Origin of the sequence: Planosporangium mesophilum (assembly GCF_016863255.1) — a bacterium.
In the GTDB taxonomy this organism is placed as follows: Bacteria; Actinomycetota; Actinomycetes; order Mycobacteriales; family Micromonosporaceae; genus Planosporangium; species Planosporangium mesophilum.
Genome location: NZ_BOON01000007.1, coordinates 62,192 through 87,455 on the forward strand (window position 1 = coordinate 62,192; position 25,264 = coordinate 87,455).

General features: G+C 72.5%; 25 protein-coding genes. 15 read left to right on the plus strand and 10 right to left on the minus strand.

Going from position 1 to position 25,264, the window contains the following annotated elements:
* Window positions 1-126 precede the first annotated feature (126 nt).
* Entirely contained in the window at window positions 127-1,776 is a 1,650-nt protein-coding gene (gene pgm, locus Pme01_RS05285; protein ID WP_168117096.1) for a phosphoglucomutase (alpha-D-glucose-1,6-bisphosphate-dependent), read from the plus strand.
* A gap of 44 nt (window positions 1,777-1,820) precedes the next feature.
* Here pgm and Pme01_RS05290 read toward each other — a convergent pair whose 3' ends face one another.
* Both Pme01_RS05290 and Pme01_RS05295 read right to left on the minus strand, forming a co-directional pair.
* On the minus strand, window positions 1,821-2,624 hold the full coding sequence (locus Pme01_RS05290) for a hypothetical protein (RefSeq protein ID WP_168117095.1): 804 nt from the start codon (window positions 2,622-2,624) through the stop codon (window positions 1,821-1,823).
* Window positions 2,617-3,123, minus strand: coding sequence for an RNA polymerase sigma factor (locus Pme01_RS05295; protein ID WP_239088036.1), 507 nt, complete (start codon window positions 3,121-3,123; stop codon window positions 2,617-2,619). Before Pme01_RS05295 ends, Pme01_RS05290 begins: the two co-directional genes overlap by 8 nt.
* Between Pme01_RS05295 and Pme01_RS31370 the strand changes: the two genes are divergently transcribed.
* Together Pme01_RS31370 and Pme01_RS05300 are read left to right on the plus strand one after the other, a co-directional pair.
* A complete protein-coding gene (locus Pme01_RS31370) occupies window positions 3,091-3,216 on the plus strand; it encodes a hypothetical protein (protein ID WP_275408496.1) in 126 nt (41 codons plus the stop codon). The two genes, Pme01_RS05295 and Pme01_RS31370, sit on opposite strands and share 33 nt — an antisense overlap.
* Before the next feature lie 62 nt (window positions 3,217-3,278).
* The gene (locus Pme01_RS05300; RefSeq protein ID WP_168117094.1) at window positions 3,279-4,523 is read left to right on the plus strand and encodes a YncE family protein; all 1,245 of its coding nucleotides are present in this window, start codon (window positions 3,279-3,281) and stop codon (window positions 4,521-4,523) included.
* A gap of 43 nt (window positions 4,524-4,566) precedes the next feature.
* On the opposite strand, the gene mdlC is transcribed toward Pme01_RS05300, so the two are convergent.
* The 3 genes from mdlC to serA form a co-directional block, all read right to left on the minus strand.
* Window positions 4,567-6,162 (minus strand): benzoylformate decarboxylase, encoded by a 1,596-nt coding sequence (gene mdlC / locus Pme01_RS05305; protein WP_168117093.1) that lies wholly within the window; start codon window positions 6,160-6,162, stop codon window positions 4,567-4,569.
* A 72-nt stretch (window positions 6,163-6,234) separates the two neighbouring features.
* On the minus strand, window positions 6,235-7,611 hold the full coding sequence (locus Pme01_RS05310) for an FAD-binding oxidoreductase (protein ID WP_203935439.1): 1,377 nt from the start codon (window positions 7,609-7,611) through the stop codon (window positions 6,235-6,237).
* Window positions 7,599-8,837 (minus strand): phosphoglycerate dehydrogenase, encoded by a 1,239-nt coding sequence (serA, locus tag Pme01_RS05315; RefSeq protein ID WP_275408494.1) that lies wholly within the window; start codon window positions 8,835-8,837, stop codon window positions 7,599-7,601. The genes Pme01_RS05310 and serA overlap by 13 nt, the downstream gene beginning before the upstream one ends.
* A gap of 114 nt (window positions 8,838-8,951) precedes the next feature.
* On the opposite strand from serA, the gene Pme01_RS05320 reads away from it, so the two are divergent.
* Together Pme01_RS05320 and Pme01_RS05325 are read left to right on the plus strand one after the other, a co-directional pair.
* A complete protein-coding gene (locus Pme01_RS05320; RefSeq protein ID WP_168117092.1) occupies window positions 8,952-9,851 on the plus strand; it encodes an RNA-binding protein in 900 nt (299 codons plus the stop codon).
* A 65-nt stretch (window positions 9,852-9,916) separates the two neighbouring features.
* Complete coding sequence (locus Pme01_RS05325; RefSeq protein ID WP_168117144.1) at window positions 9,917-10,498, plus strand: YflT domain-containing protein; 582 nt, start codon at window positions 9,917-9,919, stop codon at window positions 10,496-10,498.
* Window positions 10,499-10,558: 60 nt separating this feature from the next.
* Here the strand turns inward: Pme01_RS05325 and Pme01_RS05330 are convergent, their stop codons facing one another.
* A complete protein-coding gene (locus tag Pme01_RS05330) occupies window positions 10,559-11,854 on the minus strand; it encodes an erythromycin esterase family protein (RefSeq protein ID WP_168117091.1) in 1,296 nt (431 codons plus the stop codon).
* A 114-nt stretch (window positions 11,855-11,968) separates the two neighbouring features.
* Complete coding sequence (locus Pme01_RS05335) at window positions 11,969-12,547, minus strand: type 1 glutamine amidotransferase domain-containing protein (protein ID WP_168117090.1); 579 nt, start codon at window positions 12,545-12,547, stop codon at window positions 11,969-11,971.
* 433 nt (window positions 12,548-12,980) lie between these two features.
* Between Pme01_RS05335 and Pme01_RS05340 the strand changes: the two genes are divergently transcribed.
* From Pme01_RS05340 to Pme01_RS05360, 5 genes are all read left to right on the plus strand, one after another.
* On the plus strand, window positions 12,981-13,184 hold the full coding sequence (locus Pme01_RS05340) for a cold-shock protein (protein WP_168117089.1): 204 nt from the start codon (window positions 12,981-12,983) through the stop codon (window positions 13,182-13,184).
* A gap of 293 nt (window positions 13,185-13,477) precedes the next feature.
* Entirely contained in the window at window positions 13,478-13,828 is a 351-nt protein-coding gene (locus Pme01_RS05345) for a histone-like nucleoid-structuring protein Lsr2 (protein ID WP_168117088.1), read from the plus strand.
* Window positions 13,829-13,998: 170 nt separating this feature from the next.
* Entirely contained in the window at window positions 13,999-14,628 is a 630-nt protein-coding gene (locus Pme01_RS05350; RefSeq protein WP_168117087.1) for a DUF1707 and FHA domain-containing protein, read from the plus strand.
* 62 nt (window positions 14,629-14,690) lie between these two features.
* On the plus strand, window positions 14,691-15,107 hold the full coding sequence (locus Pme01_RS05355; protein ID WP_168117086.1) for a CBS domain-containing protein: 417 nt from the start codon (window positions 14,691-14,693) through the stop codon (window positions 15,105-15,107).
* Window positions 15,108-15,129: 22 nt separating this feature from the next.
* Window positions 15,130-16,011: an LLM class F420-dependent oxidoreductase gene (locus tag Pme01_RS05360; RefSeq protein ID WP_168117085.1), complete on the plus strand. Its 882-nt coding sequence runs from the start codon at window positions 15,130-15,132 to the stop codon at window positions 16,009-16,011.
* Here Pme01_RS05360 and Pme01_RS05365 read toward each other — a convergent pair.
* Both Pme01_RS05365 and Pme01_RS05370 read right to left on the minus strand, forming a co-directional pair.
* Entirely contained in the window at window positions 16,008-17,195 is a 1,188-nt protein-coding gene (locus Pme01_RS05365; RefSeq protein ID WP_168117084.1) for a sensor histidine kinase, read from the minus strand. The genes Pme01_RS05360 and Pme01_RS05365 overlap by 4 nt on opposite strands.
* Window positions 17,192-17,848, minus strand: coding sequence for a response regulator transcription factor (locus Pme01_RS05370; protein ID WP_203935440.1), 657 nt, complete (start codon window positions 17,846-17,848; stop codon window positions 17,192-17,194). The genes Pme01_RS05365 and Pme01_RS05370 overlap by 4 nt, the downstream gene beginning before the upstream one ends.
* A gap of 89 nt (window positions 17,849-17,937) precedes the next feature.
* Between Pme01_RS05370 and Pme01_RS05375 the strand changes: the two genes are divergently transcribed.
* Genes Pme01_RS05375 through Pme01_RS05390 form a run of 4 tightly spaced genes read left to right on the plus strand, consistent with a single transcriptional unit; the run spans window position 17,938 to window position 21,414 of the window.
* On the plus strand, window positions 17,938-18,477 hold the full coding sequence (locus Pme01_RS05375) for a hypothetical protein (protein ID WP_168117083.1): 540 nt from the start codon (window positions 17,938-17,940) through the stop codon (window positions 18,475-18,477).
* A complete protein-coding gene (locus Pme01_RS05380) occupies window positions 18,474-19,520 on the plus strand; it encodes a peptidoglycan-binding domain-containing protein (protein ID WP_239088032.1) in 1,047 nt (348 codons plus the stop codon). Before Pme01_RS05375 ends, Pme01_RS05380 begins: the two co-directional genes overlap by 4 nt.
* Window positions 19,517-20,179, plus strand: coding sequence for an ABC transporter ATP-binding protein (locus tag Pme01_RS05385; protein WP_373315455.1), 663 nt, complete (start codon window positions 19,517-19,519; stop codon window positions 20,177-20,179). The genes Pme01_RS05380 and Pme01_RS05385 overlap by 4 nt, the downstream gene beginning before the upstream one ends.
* Before the next feature lie 5 nt (window positions 20,180-20,184).
* Window positions 20,185-21,414: an ABC transporter permease gene (locus Pme01_RS05390; protein WP_168117141.1), complete on the plus strand. Its 1,230-nt coding sequence runs from the start codon at window positions 20,185-20,187 to the stop codon at window positions 21,412-21,414.
* Window positions 21,415-21,474: 60 nt separating this feature from the next.
* On the opposite strand, the gene Pme01_RS31375 is transcribed toward Pme01_RS05390, so the two are convergent.
* Window positions 21,475-21,606 (minus strand): hypothetical protein, encoded by a 132-nt coding sequence (locus Pme01_RS31375; protein ID WP_275408495.1) that lies wholly within the window; start codon window positions 21,604-21,606, stop codon window positions 21,475-21,477.
* 164 nt (window positions 21,607-21,770) lie between these two features.
* Here Pme01_RS31375 and Pme01_RS05395 point away from each other — a divergent pair, with 164 nt between their 5' ends.
* Window positions 21,771-25,232, plus strand: a complete 3,462-nt coding sequence (locus Pme01_RS05395; RefSeq protein WP_168117081.1) for an adenylate/guanylate cyclase domain-containing protein — start codon at window positions 21,771-21,773, stop codon at window positions 25,230-25,232.
* Window positions 25,233-25,264: the final 32 nt, after the last annotated feature.

Sequence of the window (25,264 nt, forward strand, 5' to 3'; positions counted from 1 at the left end):
AGCCAGCCTGAGACGAATTGGCGCGGCCAGATGCGGAATCGTCTTGGTCACGTTCAATTCGTCCGGATCTTGGGAACGTAGGTCCGTGCGACCCGTACCGTTGTCGCGCCGCGAGGAGGTCCATCCATGTCACTCCATCCCCGTGCCGGTCAGCCCGCCCAGCCGGCCGACCTCGTCGACGTTCCCCGGCTCATCACGGCGTACTACGCCGAGCACCCCGACCCGTACGAGCCCGCGCAGCAGGTCTCGTTCGGCACCTCGGGGCACCGCGGGTCGAGCCTCAACGCCGCCTTCAACGAAGACCACATCGTCGCGATCAGCCAGGCCATCTGCGAGTACCGCGCCGAGCAGGGCACCGACGGGCCGCTGTTCCTCGGCCGGGACACCCACGCGCTGAGCGAGCCGGCGACGGTGAGCGCTCTGGAGGTGTTCGCGGCCAACGGGGTCACCGTCCTCGTCGACAGCCGGGACGGGTACACCCCCACGCCCGCGCTGTCGCACGCGATCCTGGTCCACAACCGGCAGCGTTCGTCGGGGCTGGCCGACGGGGTCGTGGTCACGCCGTCGCACAACCCGCCGCCGGACGGTGGCTTCAAGTACAACCCGCCGAACGGCGGGCCGGCCGGGACCGACGCCACCCGGTGGATCCAGGACCGGGCCAACGCGCTGATCGCGGACGGGCTGAAGGGGGTGCGGCGGATCCCGTACGCCCGCGCCCGGGCCGCCGACACCACCGGACGGTACGACTTCCTGTCGGCGTACGTCGACGACCTACCGTCCGTGGTCGACCTCGACGCGATCCGCTCGGCCGGCGTGCGGATCGGCGCCGACCCGCTCGGCGGCGCCAGCGTGGCGTACTGGGCGGCGGTCGCCGACCGGTACGGGCTGGACCTGACCGTGGTCAACCCCGAGGTCGACCCGACGTTCCGGTTCATGACGCTGGACTGGGACGGCAAGATCCGGATGGACTGCTCCTCGCCGTACGCGATGGCGTCGCTGATCGAGCAGCGGTCGCGGTACCAGGTGGCGACCGGCAACGACGCCGACTCCGACCGGCACGGCATCGTCACCCCCGACGCCGGCCTGATGAACCCCAACCACTACCTCGCCGTCGCGATCCACTACCTGTACCGCAACCGCCGCGACTGGCCCGCCGACGCCGCGGTCGGTAAGACCCTGGTCTCCTCCGCGATGATCGACCGGGTCGCCGCCGACCTCGGCCGGCCGCTGCTGGAGGTACCGGTCGGCTTCAAGTGGTTCGTACCCGGACTGCTGGACGGCTCTGTCGGGTTCGGCGGTGAGGAGAGCGCCGGCGCCTCGTTCCTGCGCCGCGACGGTTCGGTCTGGACCACGGACAAGGACGGCATCATCCTCGCCCTGCTCGCCTCGGAGATCACCGCCGTCACCGGGCGTACCCCCAGCCAGCACTACGCCGACCTGGTCGAGCGCTTCGGCGACCCGGCGTACGCCCGGATCGACGCCCCGGCGACCCGCGAGGAGAAGGCGGTGCTGGGCAGGCTGTCACCGGAGCAGGTGACGGCGACGACCCTGGCCGGCGAGGCGATCACCGCGACGCTGACCACCGCGCCGGGCAACGGCGCGGCGATCGGCGGGCTGAAGGTCGGTACCGAGTCGGGCTGGTTCGCCGCGCGCCCGTCGGGCACCGAGGACGTGTACAAGATCTACGCGGAGTCGTTCCGCGGGCCGGAGCACCTGGCCCGGATCCAGGAGGAGGCCCGGGCCCTCGTCTCCGGGGCACTGCGCTCCTTGTCATGATCATCGAGAGTCTGCGGTGTCCCAGCACCGCAGACTCTCGGTGATCACGCGAGGGTGCGGGCGATCGCCAGCGCCTCGGCGGCGCTCGGCGCCCCCTCCAGTCGGTAGCTGACCGTCCCGTCGGTCCAGACGAGGGTCGCCGCCGCCAACCGGCGGGTCTCGGTGTGGCGCACGCCCTGGCGGTCGACGTACTCCAGCACGTGCGGATCGGGGAGCCACAGCGCGGGGCGCCCGGCGACCTCGTACCACTCGGTCTGCGGCCCGGCCATGGACTTCACGAACCCCGGTTCGAGCCGGCCGTCGAACTCGTCGAGCCGCACGCCGCCGCGGTAGACCAGCGACACCACCCGCGGCGCGCCGTCGCCCGCGGGGTCGGCGAGCAGGACCTCCCCGGGTACGCCAAGGCGCGCCGGCACGAGGACCGGGAACCGGGCCTGGCGGCGGGCCTCGTCGAGGGCCGCCGACCGGATCGACGGCAGCGGGCTCGGGGTCGGGTTCGGCGTCGGCCCTACCGACGGCTGCCCCCGGTGCACCTCGATGCCGGCGAAGCGGAGCAGACCGGTGACCGCGTGCGCGACCGCGGCCCGGCCTGGCGGGAGGACCGCGAGGGTCAGGGCGACCAGGAGGGCCGCCGCTGCCACCAGCCAGCGCCGCCGGAGCGACGGCAGCCACCGTACCCCCGGCAGCGGCCGGAACGACGGCAGCCGCCGTACCCTCGGCTCGTCCGCCGTCAGGCGGGCCCGCACCGCCGGACGCAGATCGGGCGGTTCGGGCGTGTCCAGCCATCCGCCGAGCGCGCGCAGCTCGGCGGCGAGGTCGACGGGTCCGTCGCGGCGCGGCTCAGCCATGGGGCACTTCCCTGGACAGGCCGGCCGAGAGACGGGTACGCAGCTTCACCAGCGCCCTGGCGGTACGCGACTTCACCGTGCCGCGCGGCCAGCCCAGGACCTGCGCGGTCTCGGCCTCGCTGAGATCGAGCAGGTACCGGCAGACCACCACGTCCCGGTCGCGCTCGTCGAGCTGGCGTACCGCGTCCAGCAGCGTGGCCCGGCGCTCGGCGGCCAGGGCCGCGTCGCCGGGCAGGTCGGGAGCCTCGGGGCCGGGCCCGCCGAGCGCCGCGGCCCGCAGGGCCAGTCCGTCGCGGCGGCTCCGGGACCGGTGCAGGTTGCGCGTCTCGTTGCCGATGATCGCCAGCAGCCAGGCCCGGAACGGCGAGTCGCCCCGGTACAGGCGGAGCCTCCGGAACGCCTTCACGAACGCCTCCTGTACTACGTCCTCGGCGTCGTCTCCGGCGCCGAGCAGCCACGCGGTCCGGTGCGCGAACGCACTGTGTCGCGCGACCAGCACCTCGTACGCGTCGAGGTCACCAGCGCGGGCGCGGTCGACGAACTCGGCGTCGTCCAGTTGTCCACCTCCGAACCCGGGTTGTCGCCACTGTAGACACCGGCCGGGTCCGACGGGTTCCGCCGGAACCCGTACCGGGCGTGCGGTGTCAACCGGGCATGACCACACGGCGGCAGTTCCTGACGATCGCGGGCGGGGCCGCGTGCCTGCTCGGTGGCGGCGCGGCCCTCGCGGCGAGCCGGCGGCCGAAGCGGCCCGGCGACCCTTCCGGCGTACCCGATCCGCTGTTGGTGGAGACCACCGGTGGGCTGGCGACGGTACGGGGTACCGACATCCGCGCCGCCGGCGCGGCGGTGTGCGCCCCGGATGGGAGGACGCTGTACGCGGCGGCGTCCACCGGCGCCGGCGCGACCGACCTGACCGGCGTCCACACCGCCACCGGCCAGGTCATCCACCGGCACACGCTGGCCGGGCGGTGGGTGCCCCGGGTCGCCTCGGCCGGGGGAGCGGTGGCGCTGACCGCCGCGGACGAGCCGGCGGGGCGCGAGCGCACCACGATCGTGATCGCCGACGGGGCCGGCGAGAAGCGCCGCCTGGAGCTGCCCGGAAACTACGAGCCGGACGCGTTCCGCACCGACGACGAGGGTCTGTTCGTGCTGGACCGGCTGCCACCGACGGGGCCCGACCGGTACCGGGTACGGATGGTCGACCTCGGCACCGGGGCGCCCGGCCCGCTGCTGGGCCGCGACAAGACCCCCGTACCGCAAGGGGCCGAGGAGGAGATGCGCGGCGAGCGGCGACAGGCGGTGTACGCCCCGGACGGCGGGACGCTGTACACGCTCTACACCCACCAGCCCGACCACCAGCACACCCGCGATCTGCTGGCGGGCGGCCGGCGCAGCGACGTGCACGCGTTCGTGCACGTGCTCAACCTGGTGCAGGGCTGGGCGTACTGCCTCGACCTGCCCGAACCCTTCGGCCACGGCCCGGCGGCCGGCCACACCCTCGCGGTCAGCCCCGACGGCACGGCGCTGTACGTGGCGGACCTGACCAGCGGGCGGCTCACCGTAGCCGACACCGAGTTGCTGACCGTGCAACGGGTCGTACCGGTGCCAACCGGCTCGGGTACCGCCTGCACGGCGGTCTCCCCGGACGGCGGCCGGCTCTTCCTCGGCGCCGACTCCCGGGTGTACGCCGTCGACCTCGCGACGCCGGCGGTCGCGTCGACCTGGCAGCTGGGCGGCGAGGTGCGCGGACTGGCGACCAGCCGCGACGGCGCCCGGCTGTACGCGGGCCGTCCGGGGGCGGTGAGCTGGCACGATCCGGCGACCGGCGCCGAGCTCGGCCGGCACCCGGTCGCCGGCCTGACCGGGCTGCGTCGCGCCCTGCTCCCGCTCCTGTGATCAGCCCGCGCCCCCGCTCCGGTGATCACGGGGAGGCCGACGGTCAGACGAGCGCCGGTACCTCCTTCGTGATCGGTACCGCCAGGATCGTCGGGCCGTCGGCCTTGGTCGCCACGGCCACTGCGTCACCCAGCCCGTCCGCGTCCTCGACCCGCTGGCCCTGGCAGCCGTACCCGCGCGCGATGGTCGGCACGTCCAGGCCCGGCAGGTCCAGCCCCGGTACGCCCGGGGTGTGCTCGAAGTCCGCGAACGCCTTGAGGATGCCGTACTCCTCGTTGACCGGGACGACGACCACGATCGGCAGTTTGTGCTGCGCGGCCGTCCACAGGGCCTGCACGGAGTACTGGAACGAGCCCTCGCCGATCACCGCGACCACCGGCCGCCGCCGGCCGGTGTGCCGCTCGCCCAGCGCGATCCCGGCCGCCGCCGGCAGCCCGTAGCCCAGGCCGCCGCTGGAGGCGGTGAAGTACGACGCCGGCCGACGGAGACGCAGGTGTTGCTTGAGGATCTTCACGTTCGACGGGCTCTCCTCGACCAGGACCCCGTCGTCGGGCCAGACCCGCGCGAGGGTGGCGAAGAGCGCGTCCGGCGACAGCGGCGTGCCCAGCTCCGGGGTCGGCGGCGCCTGCTGCGGCTCCGGCGCCGGCCGGTCCGACGCGGGTACCGCATCGGCGAAGGCGGCGCAGGCCAGGGCGGCGTCGGCCAGAAGGCTGTCACCCACCGGCGCCCGCGCCGCCTCGTCGGCATCGTCGGTGACGTGCAGCAGTCGGGTGCCCTCGGGCAGGAACTCGCCCGGCACGTACGGGTAGTACCGGAAGACCGGAGCGCCGATCACTGCGACGACGTCGTGGCCCCGCAACTGCTCGCCCAGCGGCCCGATCGCGGGCGGCAGCATGCCCCGGTACTGCGGATGGTCCTCGGGGAAGCCGGTGCGCTCGTTCAGCGGCGGCGCCCACACCGGCGCGCGCAGCTTCTCCGCCAGACGTACCGCGTCGTCCCAGCCGCCGCTGCGGTCCACGCCGCCGCCGATCACCAGAGCCGGGCTGCGGGCGCCGGCGAGCACGTCGGCGAACTCGCGCAGCCGCTCCGGCTCGGGGGCGACCCGGGTACTGACGGTCCGCAGGGTCGGCGCGCCGTCGGCCGGCTGGTCCCAGTCGTCCATCGGGATCGACAGGTGGACCGGGCCGGCGGGCGGCTGTACCGCCCGGGCGTACGCCTGCATGAACGCCTGCGGCACGTCCTGGGCACGGGCCGGCTCGTAGCTCCACTTCACGTACGGCATCGGCAGCAACTGCGCGTACCGGTTGGTCAGCAGCGGTTCGAGCCGGAGCATGTCGCGGTGCTGCTGGCCGGACGACACGACGAGGGGGGCCCGGTTGTGCCACGCGGTGGCGAGGTTGCCCATCCCGTTGCCGACGCCGGGCGTGGTGTGCAGGTTGACGTGGGCGGGCACGCCGGTCACCTGCGCGTACCCGTCGGCCATCGCCACCGCCGAGGCCTCCTGGAGCGCCAGCACGTACGTGAAGTCGGACGGGAAGCGGGTGAGGAACGGCTCCTCGGTCGAGCCCGGGTTGCCGAAGACGGTGGTCATTCCCAGGCCGCGCAGCACCTCGTAGGTCGCGTCGTGGACCGTACCCATGTAAATCCCCCTCGGGTCGCCGGGTGAGGCCTCCTGGCACCTCACCCTTTGTATGACCCCGAAGCGGCGGGATTATCCCGAGGAACCGGTCTCGCAGGGGAGCAGGACGCCGGGGTTGAGCAGCCCGGCCGGGTCCAGCCCGTCCTTGATGCGGCGCATGGCGGCAACCTCCTCGGGCGAGCGGGACAGCCCCAGCCACGCGACCTTGGCCCGGCCGATGCCGTGCTCGGAGCTGATGCTGCCCCGGTGCGCCGCGACCAGGCGCAGCACGGCGTCCGTCACTTCGGAGTACGCGTCGCCGACGTCGAGCACGTTGACGTGGATGTTCCCCTCGTTGACGTGCCCGAAGAGGATCGGCCGGGCCCCGGGCGCGACCGCGGCGATCGTGCCCGGAAGCTCGCGTACCAGACTGGGCAGCTCGCCCAGGGGGACGCTGACGTCGAGCTTGACGGGGATGCCCGCCGCGCTGATCGCCTCGGTGTGCGTCTCCCGGAACGCCCAGAGTCGGGCCCGGCCGGCCGCGTCGGAGGCGACCGTCGCGTCGCCGACCGCCTCGCACTCGGCGAGCGTGTCCAGGATCGCGTCGGTCGGGTCGGTACGGTCGGTGCACTCCAGCACCACGCAGGCCGGGAACTCCTCGGCGAACGGCGCGGGCAGCCCCGCGTGGTCTCGTACGAGCCGCAGCCCGTCGGCGTAGAAGATCTCCGCGGCCGACAGCGAGGCCAGCCGGTCACGGGCGACCGACAGCAGCTCCAGGGCGGCGTCGGTGTCCGCCAGCCCGACCAGCGCCACGGCGCGGGCCGGCAGCAGGGGCACCAGGTGCAGCCGTACCCGTGTGACGATGCCCAGCGTGCCTTCGCTCCCGGCGAGCAGCTGGGTCAGGTCGTACCCGGTGTTGTCCTTGGTCAGGCCGGTCAACCGGCTCACCACCGTGCCGTCGGGCAGTACCGCCTCCAGCCCGGCGAGCTGGGTGCGCATGCTGCCGTAGCGCAGCACCCGGATGCCGCCGGCGTTCGTGGCCACCAGGCCACCGACCGTGGCCGACGAGCGGGAGGCGAGGTCGACGCCGAAGTCCAGCCCGGCGGCGCGGGCGTGGTTCTGCAGGGCCTCCAGGGTCACCCCGGCCCCGACCGTCACCTGCGCCGCCATCCGGTCGACCGGCTCCAGGTCGCGCAGCCGGGTGAGGCTGACGAGCACCTCGTCGCCGCGCGGTACGCCGGCTCCGACCAGGCCGGTGTTGCCGCCCTGGACCACCATCGGGGCACCGGCCGCCGCGCACGCGCGGACGACGCCGGCGACCTCCTCGGTGCTGGCCGGGCGCACGACGCAGGACGCCTGGCCGGTGAACCGGCGGGTCCAGTCGGTCTCGTACGGTGCCCGCAGGTCGGCGTCGACGAGGACGTGCGCCTCACCGACGACGGCGCGGAGCGCCTCGATCAGGTCAGCCACGGGAGCACCCGCAGCCGGATCGTCTGCTTCATCGTGTGCAGCCTGGTCAGCACGTCTTCGGGGTAGTCGCAGCGGATGTCGGTGAGCAGGTAGCCGACCTCGCCCCGGGTGCCCAGCAGCTGGCTCTCGATGTTGACCGAGTGCGCGGCCAGGATGCTGTTGACCTCGGCGAGGACGCCGGGGACGTTGTGGTGGACCAGGGCGAGGCGATGCAGGTCCCGGGGGAGCGGAAGCGCGAGCGAGGGCAGGTTCACGCTCAGCGTCGTGGCGCCGTCCACCACGTACCGGTGCAGCTTCTCGGCGACGAAGGAGCCGATGTCGGACTGGGCCTCCTCGGTGGAGCCGCCGATGTGCGGGGTGAGGATCACGTTCGGCAGGCCGCGCAGCGTGGAGCGGAACTCGTCGCCGCGCCCCTTGGGCTCGGTGGGGAACACGTCGACCGCGGCGCCGGCGACGTGGCCGGAGTCGAGGTGCCGGCGCAGGGCCTCGTGGTCGATCACGAAGCCCCGGCTGAGGTTGAGGAACAGGCTGCCGGGCCGCATTCGGCCGAACTGCTCCTCGCCGAAGAACCCGCTGTTGCCGGGGCGCCCGTCCACGTGCAGCGTGACGACGTCGGAGACCTCGAGCAGCTCGTCGAGGGTCGCGCAGCGGTGTGCGTTGCCCAGCGCCAGCTTGTCGGCGGTGTCGTAGAAGACCACCCGCATGCCCAGGTTCTCGGCGAGCACCGACAGCTGGGTGCCGATGTTGCCGTAGCCGACGATGCCCAGGGTGCGTCCGCGGATCTCGTGGCTGCCGGTGGCGTCCTTGTTCCAGACCCCTTCGTGCATCGCCGCGTTCTTCTCGGTCAGCCGCCGGGTCAGCGCGATGATCTCGGCCACGGCCAGTTCGACGACGCTGCGGGTGTTGGAGAAGGGGGCGTTGAACACCGCGATGCCCAGGCGCGCGGCGGCGCCGAGGTCGGTCTGGTCGGTACCGATGCAGAACGCGCCGATCGCCCGCAACTCGGTGGCGGCCTCGAGGACGGCCGCGCTCACCTGCGTCTTGGACCGGATGCCGAGCAGGTGGACGCCGTCGAGCGCCTTGATCAGTTCGTCCTCGTCCAGCGCCCGGGAGACGGTCTCTACCTCATGCCCCTGCGATTTCAGCAGGTCCACCGCGACCGGGTGGATGTTCTCGAGCAGGAGGGTACGCACGGGTTCGTTCTTGAGCACGCGGTCGTTGAGCACGCGGTCGAGAATAGTCCAGGATCCGGGACACAGATCGGCCGTCCGCAATATGGTCAGTGATCTCACTTACTGAGAGGATGGAGTGGTCGCCCGCATCCCCACCGAGGAGGCGACATGGAGCCGATCTGGCGCTGGAGCGACGACGCCACGCTGACGTTCGCACCCGACCGGGGGCGGGTGTTCCAGGTACGGGTGGCGGGGCGCGAGGCGTACTGGACCGCCCCCGACGCGGCCGACTGGAACGTCGGGGGCGACCGGCTGTGGTTCGGGCCGGAGTACTCCTGGTTCTGGCGGGACCCGGCGCTCGACCCGGCGCGCGATCACGTCGTACCCGACGAGATCGACCCGGGGCACTGGCACGTCGAGGCCCTCGACGAGCGGTCCTGCCGGCTGCTGGCCACGGCGCACCTGCGCGACCTGCACGGGGCCGGCGACATGACCGTCGTGGCCCGGCGGGAGTTCGAGTGGCGGCCGGGCGGCCCCGGCGAGGCGGTCTACGCCAGTACCGCCAGCCTGGAGGTGGTCGACGGGCCGGACGGCGAGCCGGTGAGCGCGTGGAGCGTCCTCCAGGTGCCGGCCGGCGGCCGGATGTTCGTCGGCTACCAGGGGGTTCCGGCCTACCGCGACTACTACGAGCCGGTGACCTCCGGCCACCTGTACGTGGGCGACGAGGCCCTGGAGCTGGACATCTCCGGCCTGGACCGGTTCAAGATCGGCCTCCGGGCACCGGTCGCGACCGGCCACTGCGCCTACCGGCACCCGGTGCCCGGCGGGTACGTGACGATCGAGCGCCGGTTCGACCTCCATCCCGGGCTGCCCTACTGCGATCTGCCCCGGTCGAAGACGACCGGCCCGGACGGCGACGCGGTCCAGGGGTACAACGACGCCGGCCGTCGCGGCGGGACGTACGGGGAGCTGGAGCACCACACCCCGGCGGTGATCGTCGGCAGTGGACCGCAGACCGCGACCGGCCGCTGTCTGACCACGGTCCGCTTCGAGCCCCGGGCGGAGTGAGCGGCGGGCGTTACCGGTCGGCATCTGAGGGAAGGCACGCCGGGACTAGGGAGGTATATGTGACCATGCCGTCGAATCCCGCAGACCGTCCGGCGCCGGGCGTACCCGGCTCCGGATCCAACATTCCGGCCGGCCCGGCCGGGGTGCCATCGGCGCCGGGCGGCAGCATGGGTGGCCCGAGCTCCGGGCGCCCGACCGTGACCGTCGCGAGCTTCCCCGACTACGAGTCGGCGCAGCGCGCCGTGGACTATCTGTCGGACAACCAGTTCCCGGTCGAGCACACCACGATCGTCGGGACCGACCTGCGGTTGGTCGAGAAGGTACTGGGCCGGCTGACCACCGCCCGCGCGGCGCTCGCCGGCGCGGGTACCGGTGCCTGGTTCGGCCTGCTGATCGGCCTGCTGCTGAGCATCTTCACCGTGTCGGCCTGGTGGGCCCTGCTGCTCACCGGCCTGATCATCGGTGCCCTGTGGGGCGCCGCGTTCGGGGCCATCGCGCACGCCATGACCGGCGGCCGGCGGGACTTCGCCTCCCGCAGCGAGATCCAGGCCGGTACGTACGCGGTGGTGGTGGACGACGACTACGCCGAGCAGGCCCGGCAGTTGCTGGGCAGGCTGGGCTGGCAGGCCAGCGGCGTGGGCGGCTGAACGGAGCGCACACCAACGGCGCGTCGCGGCCGCGACGCGCCGTTGGGCGTCACGGCGTTGTCACACGCCGACCGGGTAGGTCTCCGGCTCCTCGGTCGAGACCCGGTAGACGTGCAGCGGGCGCACGGCGCGGGACTGCTCGAACCAGCAGAACGCGTCGTAGCGGTCACCGAGCTTCGTCGGTACGTAGTTGCCCCAGTGCTCCCGGTCGGGGCGGTACACCACACCGATGGCCCGGTGGTCGAGCCAGTCGGTGAGCAGGCCGGGCCGGTCGCCGCCGGCGGGCGGGAAGACGAACTGCGCCCGCGGCGGTGCGTCGGCGTGCAGGGCGTCCTCCAGGGAGCCCGGCCGGGCGGTCGGTACCCGCATCACCTCCATCGGCGCGCCCCACTCGGAGCCGGCCATGACGGTGCCGCGGTGGGTGCCGAACCCGACCAGGACCACGTTGTCGCGCCCGTAGCGCTCCCGGCCGAGCTGGCCGAGGTTGAACATCCCGGCCCGGGTCATGTCGGTGGCGCGGGCGTCCCCGACATGGGTGTTGTGCGCCCAGACGACGGCCTTGGACGCCGGCCCGTAGTGCGCCAGCAGCCGGTCCAGGGTGTCCATCATGTGCTGGTCGCGGACGTTCCAGGAGTTCGCGCCGCCGGCCACCATCGCCCGGTAGTACCGCTCGGCGCCGGCCACGACCTCGGCGTTCTGCCGCACGGTGAACTCCTCGCCGCCGCCGCCGGTGGAGGCGTGCTCCCGCGCCGCGCGCAGCAGCTTGACCACGTCGTCCTCGCAGCTCATGGGCACGAACCGGGTCGCCATGGCGTACCGCTGCGGGTCCTCGCCGAACGGCTCGAAGCACCGGTACGCCTCGATCGCCATGGCGACCCGTGCCGGGTCGTGCTCGCGCAGGTGGAGGATGAGTTCCCGCATCGACTCCCACAGCGAGTACACGTCGAGGCCGTGGAACCCGGCCCGCTGGCCGGGCTCCAGGCCGACGTTGCGGTCGCGCAGCCACCGGCAGAACTCGACGACCTCCTCGTTGGCCCACATCCAGGTCGGCCACCGCTCGAACGCCTCGAGCGCCTCGTACGGGTCGTCGGGCGCGTCGCCGCGGCAGCGCACCGCCCGGTCCACGCGGTCGCAGTCGGGCCAGTCGCCCTCGACGCCGACGAACGAGAAGCCCCGCTCCTCGATCAGCCGTCGGGTCAGCAGCGCCCGCCACTGGTAGAACTCGTGCGTACCGTGGCTGGCCTCGCCCAGCATCACGATCCGGGCTCCGTCGATGCGGTCCAGTAACGGGTCGAAGTCGGCGGCATCGTTCAGCGGCGCCGCCAGCTGTCTGATCTCGTCCCCGTAGCGCCCCATCCCGGGCACCTCCTCACGCCTGGCCGGCACGGTCCGCCGACACTCGGGCGGGGGTGCCTACCCGGTCATGGTCCGGTAAACCTGCGGGGCCGACCGGATCTGTTCAGGATCTGTTCAATTCGCGGTCGCGGTGGTCGTCGCGTCGACCTTCTCCACCTGCGACACCAGTTCCCGGCAGAAGGCCGGTAGGTCGTCGGGATTGCGGCTGCTGATCATCGGGAAGGACCCGCCGGTGCACACGACCAGCTCCTCGTCGACCCAGTCGGCCCCGGCGTTGCGGTAGTCGACGGCCAGGCTGGGCCACGACGTGATCCGCCGGCCGCGCACGGCGTCGACGTCGATGAGGACCCAGCCGCCGTGGCAGATCACCGCGACCGGCCGACCGGTGGCCACGAACCGGCGTACGAAGTCACGGGCCGGTTCCTGCCAGCGCAGCAGGTCGCCGTTGGCGACCCCGCCGGGCAGCACCAGGGCGCTGTACTCCTCGGCGCGGGCCTGCTCGGCGGGCTCGTCGACGCGGAACTTGTCCGCCGGGTCCAGGTGGTTGAACGCCTGTACCTCCCCGGACTCCACCGAGATCAGCCGCGGCGTGCCGCCCGCCTCCTGGACCGCCTTCCACGGCTCGGTCAACTCGACCTGCTCGATTCCTTCCTTGGAAACCAGGAACGCTACGGACTTTCCACTGATGCTCATGGCTACCTTTCGTCCGGTGTCTATGCCCTTTGCATAACCACCGATCCATCGGCCTAAACGTTGAAGGGTCAAGGGCCGTGCTGCCGGTACCGCCGGCCGATCCCGGGTCGACAGGCCGGCGCGGGTAACCGGCCGGGGCCGGCCACGGCGGATCGTCGATGCGTCGTTCGCGGCGGATTCTCCGCCGGTTCTCGTCGGCTCTCCGTCGGCTCTCCGTCGGCGACGCGCGGGAGTGGCGCCCCGACTATGAAAGCTGCCGGGTTCTTGCTAGCGTTACCGAGGTTTTTGGGTAGGGGTTCGCCTTATCGCAGCCGTTTGACGGATCGCGCTGTTGGGTTGCTGCTGTCAGTGGGTTAGGCGATGTGGGGCCGCTAGACCAAGACGGCTTCAGATCTGCGATCGCAGATCTCCGCGCCTGACAGGGAGTTTCGTGATGGCACAGGGTACCGTGAAGTGGTTCAACGCCGACAAGGGCTTCGGTTTCATCAGCCAGGACGGGGGCGGCAACGACGTGTTCGTTCACTTCTCCGCCATCGAGTCCGACGGCTACCGCTCGCTTGAGGAGAACCAGCGGGTGGAGTTCGAGATCGTGCAGGGCCAGAAGGGCCCCCAGGCGGAGCGGGTCCGCCTCGTCTGACGCACGCCGGACGCCGGTTTTCGGCGCTGGTCAACGACCGGTTGCGCCAAGGCGGTCGCCTTGCCGGTAACCGTACGCGCTCGGTCCCCGTATCTTCCGATACGGGGACCGACCCCTTTTCGGTAACTGCTCGTCACCGCGAGAAAGCGAACAGCGACGGAGAAACGTTACTAATGAATATTCTCGTCGGCTCGCGCTCAATGGGCCGACGATAAACATGTCTTTGCGCTGTTGTGGATTGGCCGCTATCGTTACTCGACGGTAGGCGGCATATTTTTGGAAGGACCACCCTGATGGCTAAGCGTACGATCCACATGCTGGTCGACGACCTCGACGGCGGCGAGGCCGACGAGACCGTCAAGTTCGCTATTGACGGCGTTCAGTACGAGGTCGACCTGTCCAAGGAGAACGCCGCGAAAATGCGTGACGCGCTCGCGCCGTATCTCGCCGCCGGGACGAAGGTCGGCCGCTCCGGCGGGATCGCGGCCCGTCCGGCCGCGCGTGGTCGCGGCACCGCCAGCGTGGACCGCGACCAGAACCGGGCCATCCGCGAGTGGGCTCAGGCCAAGGGAATCGCCGTGTCCGACCGTGGCCGGATCAAGCAGGAGATCGTCGACCGGTACCACGCCGAGGCCGGTCACTGACGCTTCTCCGGCGAAGCCGCGGCCGGCATGGCCGCACCCGCCCGATTGCCCCTCCGCGAACCTGAAACAGCCGAATACGCCGGGCCGGACGCCGCGCTGTCGGTCGTCCGGCCCGTATGCGTAGATATTGATGCTCGCAATGGCGGGGGACCTTCCTCGACAATGGGGCCATGGATCGGTCGAAGGTCGAGATGCGCGCGTCGGACCGGGAGCGTCAGGAGACCGTACGGGCGCTGCGGGGACAGTTACGCCAGGGGCGGCTGTCGGAGGTCACCTTCGTCCGCAGGCTCGTCCTCGCGCTCGACGCCCGGCGCCGGACCGACCTCGACGCCCTGGTGGCAGACCTGCCGCCGGGACCGACCCTGCCGGTACGGGTCACGGGGCTGTACCGCCGGTGCGCGGCGCGGCTGGTCCGGTGGCTGCCCTGGCGGCCCGGCTCGGCGCGTGGGATCCGCGAGCTGGCTCTTCCGCCGGTTCCCGGCGAGTATGTGATCGGCCGGGGTGACGACGTCGACCTGCACCTCGACGAGATCTCCGTGTCGCGCCGGCACGCCCTGATGATGTACGTCGGCGGTAGCTGGGTCGTCACCGATCTCGGCTCGCGCAACGGCACCTGGGTCAACGGCTGGAGACTGCCCGGCCCGGCCCCGATCACGCCGGGAGACGTGCTGGACTTCGGGTCCTGCCGGTTCGTGGTCGTCGACCGGCACGGTACGCCGGCCGGGCCCGTCACCGGGCCGGCGGTGACGCCCGTGGAGGTGACCACGCCTGCGGAGGCGACCACGCCCGCGGAGGCCTGAGGTTTTGCCCGGTGCCGGCGGGGTAGCGCGTCAGGGAACTCCGGTCGACGAGGGGGCCCCTGATGACGACCGTACGCGAGGTCATGACCCGCGATCCGATCACGATGGACGTGAACACCGTTGTCTCCGCGGTGGCCCGGCAGATGCGCGACGCGTCAATCAGCGATGTGCTCGTCACCGACCGCGGCCGGGTATGTGGCATCGTCACCGAGCGCGACGTCGTGGTCCGTGCCGTGGCGGAGGACGCCGACACGCGCGCCGTGACCGCGGGCGACGTGCTGACCCGGGACCTGGTGACTGTCGCCCCCGACGACGATCTCAAGGCGGCCGAGGGGCTGATGCGGGTACACGCGATCAAGCACCTGCCCGTGTTCGACGGTGACCGCCTGGTGGGCATCATCGCCCTCGGTGACGTCGCTGTGGAGGAGCTCCCCGACTCCCTCTTCGCCGAGATGGCGGTCGAGGACCCCAACGGCTGACCGAGGCGGAGGTGCGGGTCGGATGCGTGTCGGAGTCGTCTTCCCGCAGACCGAGATCGGGCCGGAACCGGCCGCGATCAGAACGTACGCGACGGGGGTCCAGGACCTCGGGTACGACCACATCCTGGCCTACGAGCACGTCGTCGGCGCCGATCCGGAGCACTACCACGGCTGGACCGGCCCGTACGACATCCACACCCAGTTCCACGAGGCGATGGTGCTCTTCGGCTACCTGGCCGCGATCACCTCGGTGGAACTGGTCAACGGGATCCTGATTCTGCCCCAGCGGCAGACCGTACTGGTGGCCAAGCAGGCGGCCGAGGTCGACATCCTGACCGGTGGCAAGTACCGGATGGGCGTGGGCGTCGGCTGGAACCCGGTCGAGTACGAGGCGCTCGGCCAGAAGTTCTCGCTGCGCGGCAAGCGGATCGAGGAGCAGATCGAACTGCTGCGCCGGCTGTGGACCGAGCCCAACGTCACCCACGTCGGCACGTTCGACCGGATCACCGCCGCCGGGATCAACCCGCCGCCGGTACAACGGCCGATCCCGATCTGGATGGGCGCGGACTCGCCGCCCGCGTTTCGCCGGGCCGGGCGGATGGCCGACGGCTGGTTCCCCCAGATGCGCCCCGGTCCGGACCTGGCGGCGGCCAAGCGCATCGTGGACGACGCGGCCCGCGAGGCCGGCCGCGACCCGGACCGGATCGGCATGGAGGGCCGGATCCAGTACGGTCCGCACGGCTCCGACGCCGTCGCCGACGAGGCGTTCGAGTGGGAGAGGCTCGGCGCCACCCACATCTGCATCAACACCATGGGCGCGAAGCTGCCGAACCTCGACGAGCACCTCGCCGCGCTGCGGGCAGTGTGGGAGAAGATCGGCAGGCTGACCAGGACGCCCGCCTAGGCAGGGTGCCCCGGCAGCCGGACGGTGACCACGAGGCCGCCGCCGTCCCGCGGTACCGCGGTCACCTCTCCGCCGTGGGCGCGCGCCACCGCGCGCACGATCGACAGCCCGAGACCGGAGCCCCGCTCGGACCCCACCCGGTCCCCGCCGAGCCGCCGGAACGGCTCGAAGATCGCCTCGACGTCGTACGGGGCCACGACCGGCCCGGTGTTGGTGACCGTCACCTCCGCGCGACCGGCGTCGGTCCGCGACGACACCGTCAGCCAACCGGACGGCACGTTGTGCCGCACCGCGTTCTCGACCAGGTTCTGCACCAGCCGCTCCAGCAGTACCGGGTCGCCGTGGGTGGGTGCCGGGCTCAATGCGGGCCGTACCGTCAACTCCCCGATCGGGCACTGGTCGAGTACGTGTGCGGCGACGTCGCGAAGGTCCACCGGTGCCGGGTCGGCCACCACGGTCTCGCTGTCGGCCAGCATGAGCAGGCCGTCGATGAGCCGTTCGTGCCGGGCGTTCACCGCGAGCAGCGTGTCGCCCAACTGCCGGATGTCCGGGCTCGCGTCCGGCCGGGTGACCGCGACCTCCACCAGCGCCCGGTTGATCGCCAGCGGGGTACGCAGCTCGTGCGACGCGTTCGCGACGAACCGCCGCTGCCCGTCGAAGGAGCGGTCCAGCCGCTCGAGCATGTCGTCGAAGGTGTCGGCCAGCTCCTTGATCTCGTCCCGGGGACCGGACAGCCCGATCCGTTCGTGCAGGCCCCGGTGTGCGCTCGCGCCGGCGGCCACCCGCCGCGCCGTGGCGGTTATCTCGTGTACCGGCCGCAGCGCCCGCTCAGCGATCAGCCAGCCGAAGCCGGACGCGGCCACCCCGACCACGACGAGCGCGACCCCACCCTGGGTCAGCAGCGAGTTGAGGGTGTCCTGCCGGTACCGGGCCTGCCGCTCGTTGAACAGGCGGGCCGCTTCCTCGATCGTCATCGGCTCGCCGCCGTTGACCTTCACCACGGCGTCGGTACCGGCCAGCAGCTTCGCCTTGGACACGTCGACGGCGACGCCCGACTTGAGGTCGCGGGCAGCCAGCCGCTGCCCGACCAGCAGGTACGTCACCCCGAGCAGGGTCACCCCGGCGAGCAGGAACAGGCCGCCGTACAGCACGGTCAGCCGCATCCGGATGGTCAGACGTTTCACGCGATCCGATACCCCGCTCCCGGTACGGTCTCGATCACCTGCGGGTCGCCCAGCTTGCGCCGCAGCTTCATCATCGTCACCCGCACCACGTTGGTGAACGGGTCGATGTTGCAGTCCCAGGCCCGTTCCAGCAGGTCCTCGGCGGACACCACGGCGCCGTCGGCGCGCAGCAGCTCCGTGAGCACCGCGAACTCCTTGCGGGACAGCGCGACGTGGTGGCCGTCCCGGCGCACCTCCCGCCGCGCCGGGTCCAGCCGGATCCCGCCGCGCTCCAGGACCGGCGGGTCGGCCGGTCGGGTCCGCCTCAGCAGCGCCTGCACCCGCGCGGACAGTTCCACGAACGCGAACGGCTTGATCAGGTAGTCGTCGGCGCCGAGGCCCAGCCCGGTCACCCGGTCGCGGACGGCCGTGGCCGCGGTCAGCATCAGGATCCGGGTACGGGCGCCCGACTCGACCACGGCCCGGCACACGTCGTCACCGCACACGCCGGGCAGGTCCCGGTCGAGGACCAGCACGTCGTACTCGTCGACCCCGAGACGCTCCAGGGCGGTGTCGCCGTCGTAGGCCACGTCGACCGCGAGGGCGTCGCGTCGCAGCCACTCGGCCACCGCGTCGGCGATGAGGGGTTCGTCCTCGGCCACCAGGATCCGCACGTCAACCATGGTGACGGGTACCGCCGTAACGCCGGCGTAAAGGTTGGCGGTTACGCCCGGTTGACGCCCGGGCCCTTGTACTGGCCGTCATGAGACGAGTATCGAACGTGCTGACTTGCCTGCTCCTGCTCGGCCTGGCGGCCGGCTGTGGCGGCACCACCAAGGGGCCGGGCGTCGCCAGCGCCGGCGGCGCGCGCGCAGGCGCGTCCGCGAGCGCCGCGGTCGACGACGAGGAGCGGCGGCGCCAGTTCACCCAGTGCCTGCGCGACCACGGCCTCCAGGTCGACGACGCGGACCCGAACGGCGACGGGAACGTACGGGTGCAGGCGTCGGCCGGCGCGGGGGACAAGACCAGGAGTCTGGACGCGATGAAGGCGTGCGAGCGGTACCTGCCGGCGGGCAAGCTGAGGACGCCGGACCCGCAGCAGATGGAGCAGCTACGGCAGTTCACCGCCTGCATGCGCGAGCACGGGGTCGACATGCCCGACCCGGATCCGAACAACGGCGGCGGGTTGATCATCCAGAGGGGCACCGGCCCGAACAAGATCAGTCCGGACGACCCCACCTTCAAGGCAGCCCAGGAGGCGTGTCAGGACAAGCTCCCCGGCAAGCGGGGGAGCGGGCGGTGAGGCGAGCGCTGCGGATCACCGCCGGCGTGGGCGGGACGGCCCTGATCGCCGGTACCGTCGCGGTGGCGGCCGTCGGGCTCGGGGGCGGCGACAACCGGCCCGCCGCCGTCCCCGAGCTCCCGCCGGCCACTGCGCCGGTCACGAAGACCACGCTGGCTCAGACCCAGCGGATGACCGGGACGCTGGGGTACGGCAATCCGGTACCCCTCTCGGCCCGCGGCCGCGGCACGCTGACCTGGCTGCCGGCCGCCGGTGCCACGGTCCAACGTGGACAGGCGGTGTACCGCGCCGACAACGTGCCGGTACCGCTGTGGTACGGAACCCTGCCGCTGTACCGGGCGCTGCAGCCGGGTGCGACCGGCGCCGACGTACGCGAGGTCGAGGAGAACCTCGCCGCGCTCGGCTACACCGGGTTCACCGTGGACGACCGGTACACCGCCAACACGGCGAGCGCGGTCCGGCGCTGGCAGCACGACCAGGGCGCGGCCGAGAACGGTACGGTCGACCCGGCGGCGCTGGTGGTCGCGGCCGGTGTGATCCGGGTCGGCACCGTGCGGGCCGGGCTCGGCGACCCGGCGAGCGGTCAGGTCCTCACGTACACGGCCACGACCCGGGTGGTGACGGTACCGGTGGACGTGGCCAAGCAGGACCTCGCCAAGCAGGGCGCGTCGGCGACCGTCACGCTGCCCGACAGCCGGAGCGTGGCCGGCACCGTCGCGAGCGTCGGCACCGTCGCCGCCGCGGGCCAGCAGGGCGCCCCCGCGACCATCGAGGTCACCGTCACGGTCGCCGACCAGGCGGCGCTCGGGACCCTCGACCAGGCCCCGGTCGACGTGACCCTGGTGGCGGCCAAGGCCGAGAACGTGCTGACCGTACCGGTGTCGGCGCTGGTCGCGCTGGCCGAGGGCGGGTACGGCGTCCAGGTGGTGATCGACTCGTCGAGCCGGTACGTGCCGGTGAAGACCGGAATGTTCGCCGGCGGCCGGGTCGAGATCAGCGGTACCGGCATCGCCGAGGGCACCGCCGTGGGGGTACCGAAGTGAGCGCGGTGGTCAGCCTGGCCGGGGTGACCAGGAGCTACCCGGGCGGCGTGACCGCGCTCGACGACGTGACCCTGTCGATCGGGTACGGCGAACTGGTCGGCATCGTCGGGCCGTCCGGCTCCGGAAAGTCCACGATGCTGCACGTCATCGGTACCCTCGACCGCCCGTCCGGCGGCCGGGTCGAGATCGCCGGGCACGACGTGTCGAGCCTGTCCGACCGGCAGCTGTCGGCGCTGCGGGCGCGTACCGTCGGCTTCGTCTTCCAGCAGTTCCACCTCGCGGCCGGGGTACCTGCGCTGGACAATGTGGCCGACGGCCTGCTCTACAGCGGGGTCGGCCAGCGGGAGCGGCGCCGCCGGGCACTCGCCGCGCTCTCCCGGGTCGGCCTCGACCACCGCCTCGACCACCGGCCGCACCAGCTCTCCGGCGGGGAGAAGCAGCGGGTCGCGATCGCCCGGGCGATCGTCGGGGAGCCACCGCTGCTGCTCGCTGACGAACCCACCGGCAACCTGGACTCCGCCTCGGGCGCGGGCGTGATGGAGCTGCTGCGGGGGCTGCACACGGGCGGCACCACGGTCGTGGTCATCACCCATGACCGCGACATCGCGGCCGGTCTGCCGCGGCGCGTGCGGATGCGCGACGGGCGGGTCGAGCCGTGAGGCGACTGTGTGCGCGTGACGGGGCGGACCGTCACGCGACCCGGCTGCGACCGGCGCGACTGCGCCCGACCGACGTGGCGCGGGTCGGCGCCGCGGGCCTGCGCAGCCGGCCGCTGCGGGCCGTGCTCTCCGCCCTCGGCATCGCGATCGGCATCGCCGCGATGATCTCGGTGGTCGGGATCGCCACCTCCAGCCGGGAGAACCTCGACCGGGAGCTGGCCAGCCTCGGCACGAACCTGCTGCGGGTCGCCCCGGGGCAGTCCATCTTCGGCGACGCCTCGCACCTGCCCGACGAGGCGGTACCGATGATCGGGCGGATCGGGCCGGTGAGCTCGGTGAGCGCCACCGGCGTGGTCCGCGGTGCCCGGGTGTACCGCAACGACCACATCCCGGCCGGACAGACCGGCAGCATCGCGGTCCTCGCCGCGCGTACCGACGTGCTGGGTACGGTCGGCGCCTCCGTCGCCAGTGGACAGTGGTTGAACGCCGCCACATCGGCGTACCCAGCGGTCGTCCTCGGTGCCAAGGCGGCGTCCCGGCTGGGGGTCGGCGCCGCGACCGGAGGGGTACAGGTGTGGCTGGGCGGCCACTGGTTCACCGTGGTCGGCGTGCTCGCGCCGGTACCGCTGGCGCCCGAGCTGGACACCTCGGCGCTGATCGGCTGGCCGGTGGCTGTTTCGACGTTGGCCTTCGACGGCCACCCGACCACTGTCTACACGCGAGCCCGGCAGGACGCCGTCGAGGCGGTACGGTCGGTGCTGGCCGCGACCGCCAACCCGGAGCACCCGAACGAGGTGCAGGTCGCGCGCCCCTCCGACGCGCTCGTCGCCCAGCGGGCCGCCGACGCGACACTGAGCGGGCTGCTGCTCGGGCTCGGTGCGGTGGCGCTGCTGGTCGGCGGGGTCGGGGTGGCGAACACGATGGTGATCTCGGTGCTGGAGCGGCGCGCCGAGATCGGGCTGCGGCGCTCGCTCGGCGCCACCCGGGGGCAGGTCCGGTTGCAGTTCCTGGTGGAGTCGCTGCTGCTCGCCGGGTTGGGCGGGGTCGGCGGCGTGCTGCTGGGGATCGGGGTGACCGCGGCCTACGCCTCGTTCCAGGGGTGGCCGTCCGTGGTGCCGGCCTGGGCGTCCTTCGGCGGCGTCGTGGCGACCGTCGTGATTGGAGCGACCGCCGGCATCTACCCCGCCTGGCGGGCCGCGCGGCTGGCCCCGACCGAGGCGCTCGCCGCTGTGTAGCGGCGGCGCCGTCCCACGCGGCGGGGCGGAGCGGTGCAGCGCTCCGCCCCGCCGGTACGGCTACTTGCTCTCTTCGGACGCGGACTCCTTGGTCTGCGCCGTCTCCGCGGGGTCGGAGCAGATACCGGTACCGTCGGTGCTGCTGCCCCCGTCCTTTGTGGTGTCCTTGGGCGCCTTGGTCGTGTCGGTCATCTCGTCCTCCAGGCCGGTGTCGGGTCGTGCGACCGCGACGGATGGTGAGATTACCTTCAATTAGGCCCCCTACCGGATTACATGTCGGAGGCTTGACATATTGATGGAGCCGGACCGCGAACGGCGATAGCGTCGCGATACCTGCCGATCCGCGCCGAGGCGAGATGATTGACCACATCTGTCTGCACTGCCACACTCCGGCCGACCCGAATTACCGGTTCTGCGGCCGCTGCGGCGCGCCGCTGCACGTGCGGTGCGCCGCCTGCCTGGCGCTGATGGCGCCGGGCCTGGAATTCTGCACGGTCTGTGGTCATCCATCGTCACCGGCTCCGCCCACATCGGACACCGGACGCGAGGAGCGGCGTACCGTCACCGTGCTCTTCCTCGACCTGGTCGGCTTCACCCGGATGGCGGAGGGGCTGGACCCCGAGGACCTGCGGCAACTCCAGATGTCGTACTTCTCGACGGCCAGCGCGGTCATCCGTCGGTACGGCGGGATCCTCGAGAAGTACATCGGCGACGCCGTCGTGGCGGTGTTCGGGGTGCCGGTGCAGACCGAACACGACGCCGTCCGGGCGGTGCGCGCGGGACTCGACCTCCAGCGCGCGCTCGACGAGCGGCCGCTCGCCGGCCGGTACCCGATGCGGGCCAGGGTGGGTATCGCCACCGGCGAGGCGCTGGTCGATCTCGAGGCCGCCCATAACGCCGGGGAGGCGATGGTCTCCGGCGACGTGGTGGCCACGGCGTCACGGCTGCAACACCACGCACCCGACGGCGGAGTGCTGGTGGGTGCGGCGACGCGCCGCGCCACCGTCGGTTCGATCCGGTACGCCGAGGCGCCGCACCACGTCACCCTCGCCGGGAAGGCGCAGCCGGCGGAGGTCTGGGTGGCCCATGGCACCGTCGGGCGGGTGCAGATCATCGACGACGACAGCGTCCCGCTCGTCGGCCGCGGGCAGGAACTGGACTTCGTCACCTCCGCTCTGACCCGGTGCGTGGCGGAGCGGGAGACCCGACTGCTGTCGGTCGTCGGCCTGCACGGCATCGGCAAGAGTCGGCTGGTCCGCGAGGTGGCGCGCCGGGTGGAATCCTCACCGGACGTCGTGGTCCGCTGGCTGACCGGACGATGTCTGCCCTACGGCGAGGGCGGGCCGTACGCGGCACTGGCGGAGATCGTCAAGACCCAGGCCGGCGTGCTGGACACCGACGACGAGCAGACCACCCGGAGCCGGCTGACCGCGGTACTGGCGGAGATCGTGCCCGCCGCCGACGTCGACCGGCTCGCCGGACTGCTCGGCCCGCTCGCCGGGCTGCCCGGCCGGCCGGTGAACCCCGGTGAGATCGAGACCGCCTGGCTGGACGTGCTGGCCGCCACGGCCCGTGACCTGTCGACCGTCCTCGTCGTGGAAGACCTGCACTTCGCCGACGAGGCGATGATCCGGTTCCTCTGCCGGCTGGTGCAGAGCGTCAGCGACGTCCCGCTGTTCGTGCTCTGCACCTACCGGCCGGAAATGCTGGACGACCAGCCCGTCTGGGGCGGCGGGCCACCGGGGACGCTGACCGTGTCCCTCGCGCCGCTGCGCGGCTCGGCGCTGCGCGCGCTGGCCGGCCAACTGCTGCGCTACCACGAACTGCCGGAGGCGCTGACCGACCGGCTCGCGGCCATCACCGACGGCAACCCGATGTACCTGGTGGAGTACGTCCGGATGCTCGCGGAGCGGGCGGCCGACGGTGAGCTGGACCTGGAGGCCGACATCACGATGCCGGAGACCGTCCACGGGGTCGTCGCCAACCGGATCGACCTGCTCGACACCGCCGAACGTTCGGCCCTGAACGCCGCGGCGGTGCTCGGCGACACGGTCTGGCCGGGGGCGATCGCCGCGATGCTGACCCTCGGGCTGGACGACGTCAGCCGGGCGCTGCGCGGGCTGCGCCGGCGCGACATGCTGGTCGCCACCGCCGGCGGCGAGGCGGAGCTGGCCTTCCGGCACCAGTTGGTGCGCGACGTCGCGTACGGGCGGCTGCCCCGCGCGTCGCGCGCCACCCTGCACCGGCGGGCGGCAGAGTGGCTGCAGGGCCAGGCGGTGGCCGGGCGCCACGACCTCGCCGCGGCCGTCGCCCGGCACCGGGTGGCCGCTCTCGAACTCACCACCAGCCTGGGGCTGGACACGGCGGCCGACGCCGAGGCCGCCCGTCAGGCGCTGGTGTCCGCGTCCGAAGCAGCCTTCGCCGTGTACGCAGTCGGGCCGGCGCTGGCGCACCTGGAGGACGCGCTGACGCACTGGCCGCGGGACCTGCGCCCGGCGCAGCGGCTCGCGGTCGAACTGCAGCGGCGTCGCCTGGAGTTCCTGGCCGACGGCGAGCGGTTCTACCGGGAGGGTGGTGCCAAGGACGTGCTGCGGATCGCCGAGCGGATGCTCGACGCCGGTGACCGGTACGGGGCGGCCCGGGCCCAGACACTGCTCGGCCAGGCCGAGTACATGCGGGCCGACCAGGAACGCGCCGCGGAGCACCTGGGCCGGGCGATCGAACTCTTCGCCGACCTGCCGGCAAGCCCGGCCAAGGCCGAGGCGTACGGCGAGCTGGCCCGGCTGCACCTGATGCGGTACCGGTCGGCTGAGGCGGCCGAGCTCGGGGGCATTGCCCGGGAGCTTGCGGAGCGGCTGGGACTGGCGGACGCCATGGCGAGTGCGATGGTCACCGAGGCGCTCGCGCAGCACCTCGACGGTGACGTGGCCGGGCTTGAACAGTTGGAGCGGGCCGTCGCGCTGTGCCGGGCCCAGCGACTCCCCACGCTGCGCCGAGCCACGCACAACCTGTCCGGGCTATTGCTGGAGGAGGGCGACCTGCGCCGGGCGGCGGAGGCCGCGGCCGAGAGTGCCGCAGCCCACGCCATGCAGGTCAGCCTCGTCATCAGCCACTCCCGAGAGGCGGAGTGGGCCTACTTCACCGGCGACTGGCGGACCCTCCTGCACGCCGCGGATGCCTACTTCGACGCCGACGACGAGACCCGCGAGTGGGACATGCAACTGCGGGCTCGCCGCGCGTGGATCCGGGCACTGTGCGGCGAGGACTCCGGCGTCGACATCGAACGGTGTCTGGACACCGCCAGACGCTCCGGGCTCGACCGGCTGGTCTTCAACGCCTGCGCGCACAGCGCGCTGTACCACGCGATCCGCGGTGAGGAGACCCACGCCGTGACGCTGCTGGGGGAGCTGGTGCAGACCTGGCGCGAGGCGCCTACCACCATGACCGTCGAGTGGCTGTCCGCCGTCGCACACGTCGCGACGCTCAGCCCGAGCGCCGCGCTGCTCGCCACCGAGGTCGTCGCGACCGTGCCCCGCCGTACCCGGTGGGTGGAGGCCGCCGACCTGCTCGCGACGGGGGCCCGGGCCGAGGCGGACGGTGACTACCACCTCGCCGGCCGGTCCTGGGCCGAGGCGGTGGAGCGCTACGACGACATCGGCGCGGCCAGTGACGCGATCCTGGTGGCTGCGTCCGCGGTGCGGGCGTTCCATGCGGCCGGCAGCGAGGCCAAGGCGCGGCCGTTGCTGTCGCGCGTACGGGCGTTCGCCGAGCGCAACCGGGCCCCGGGACTGCTACGGCTGGCGGGCGAGGAAACGTAGCACCTCGCGGTGCGCGTCCGGCTCGAAGGGGT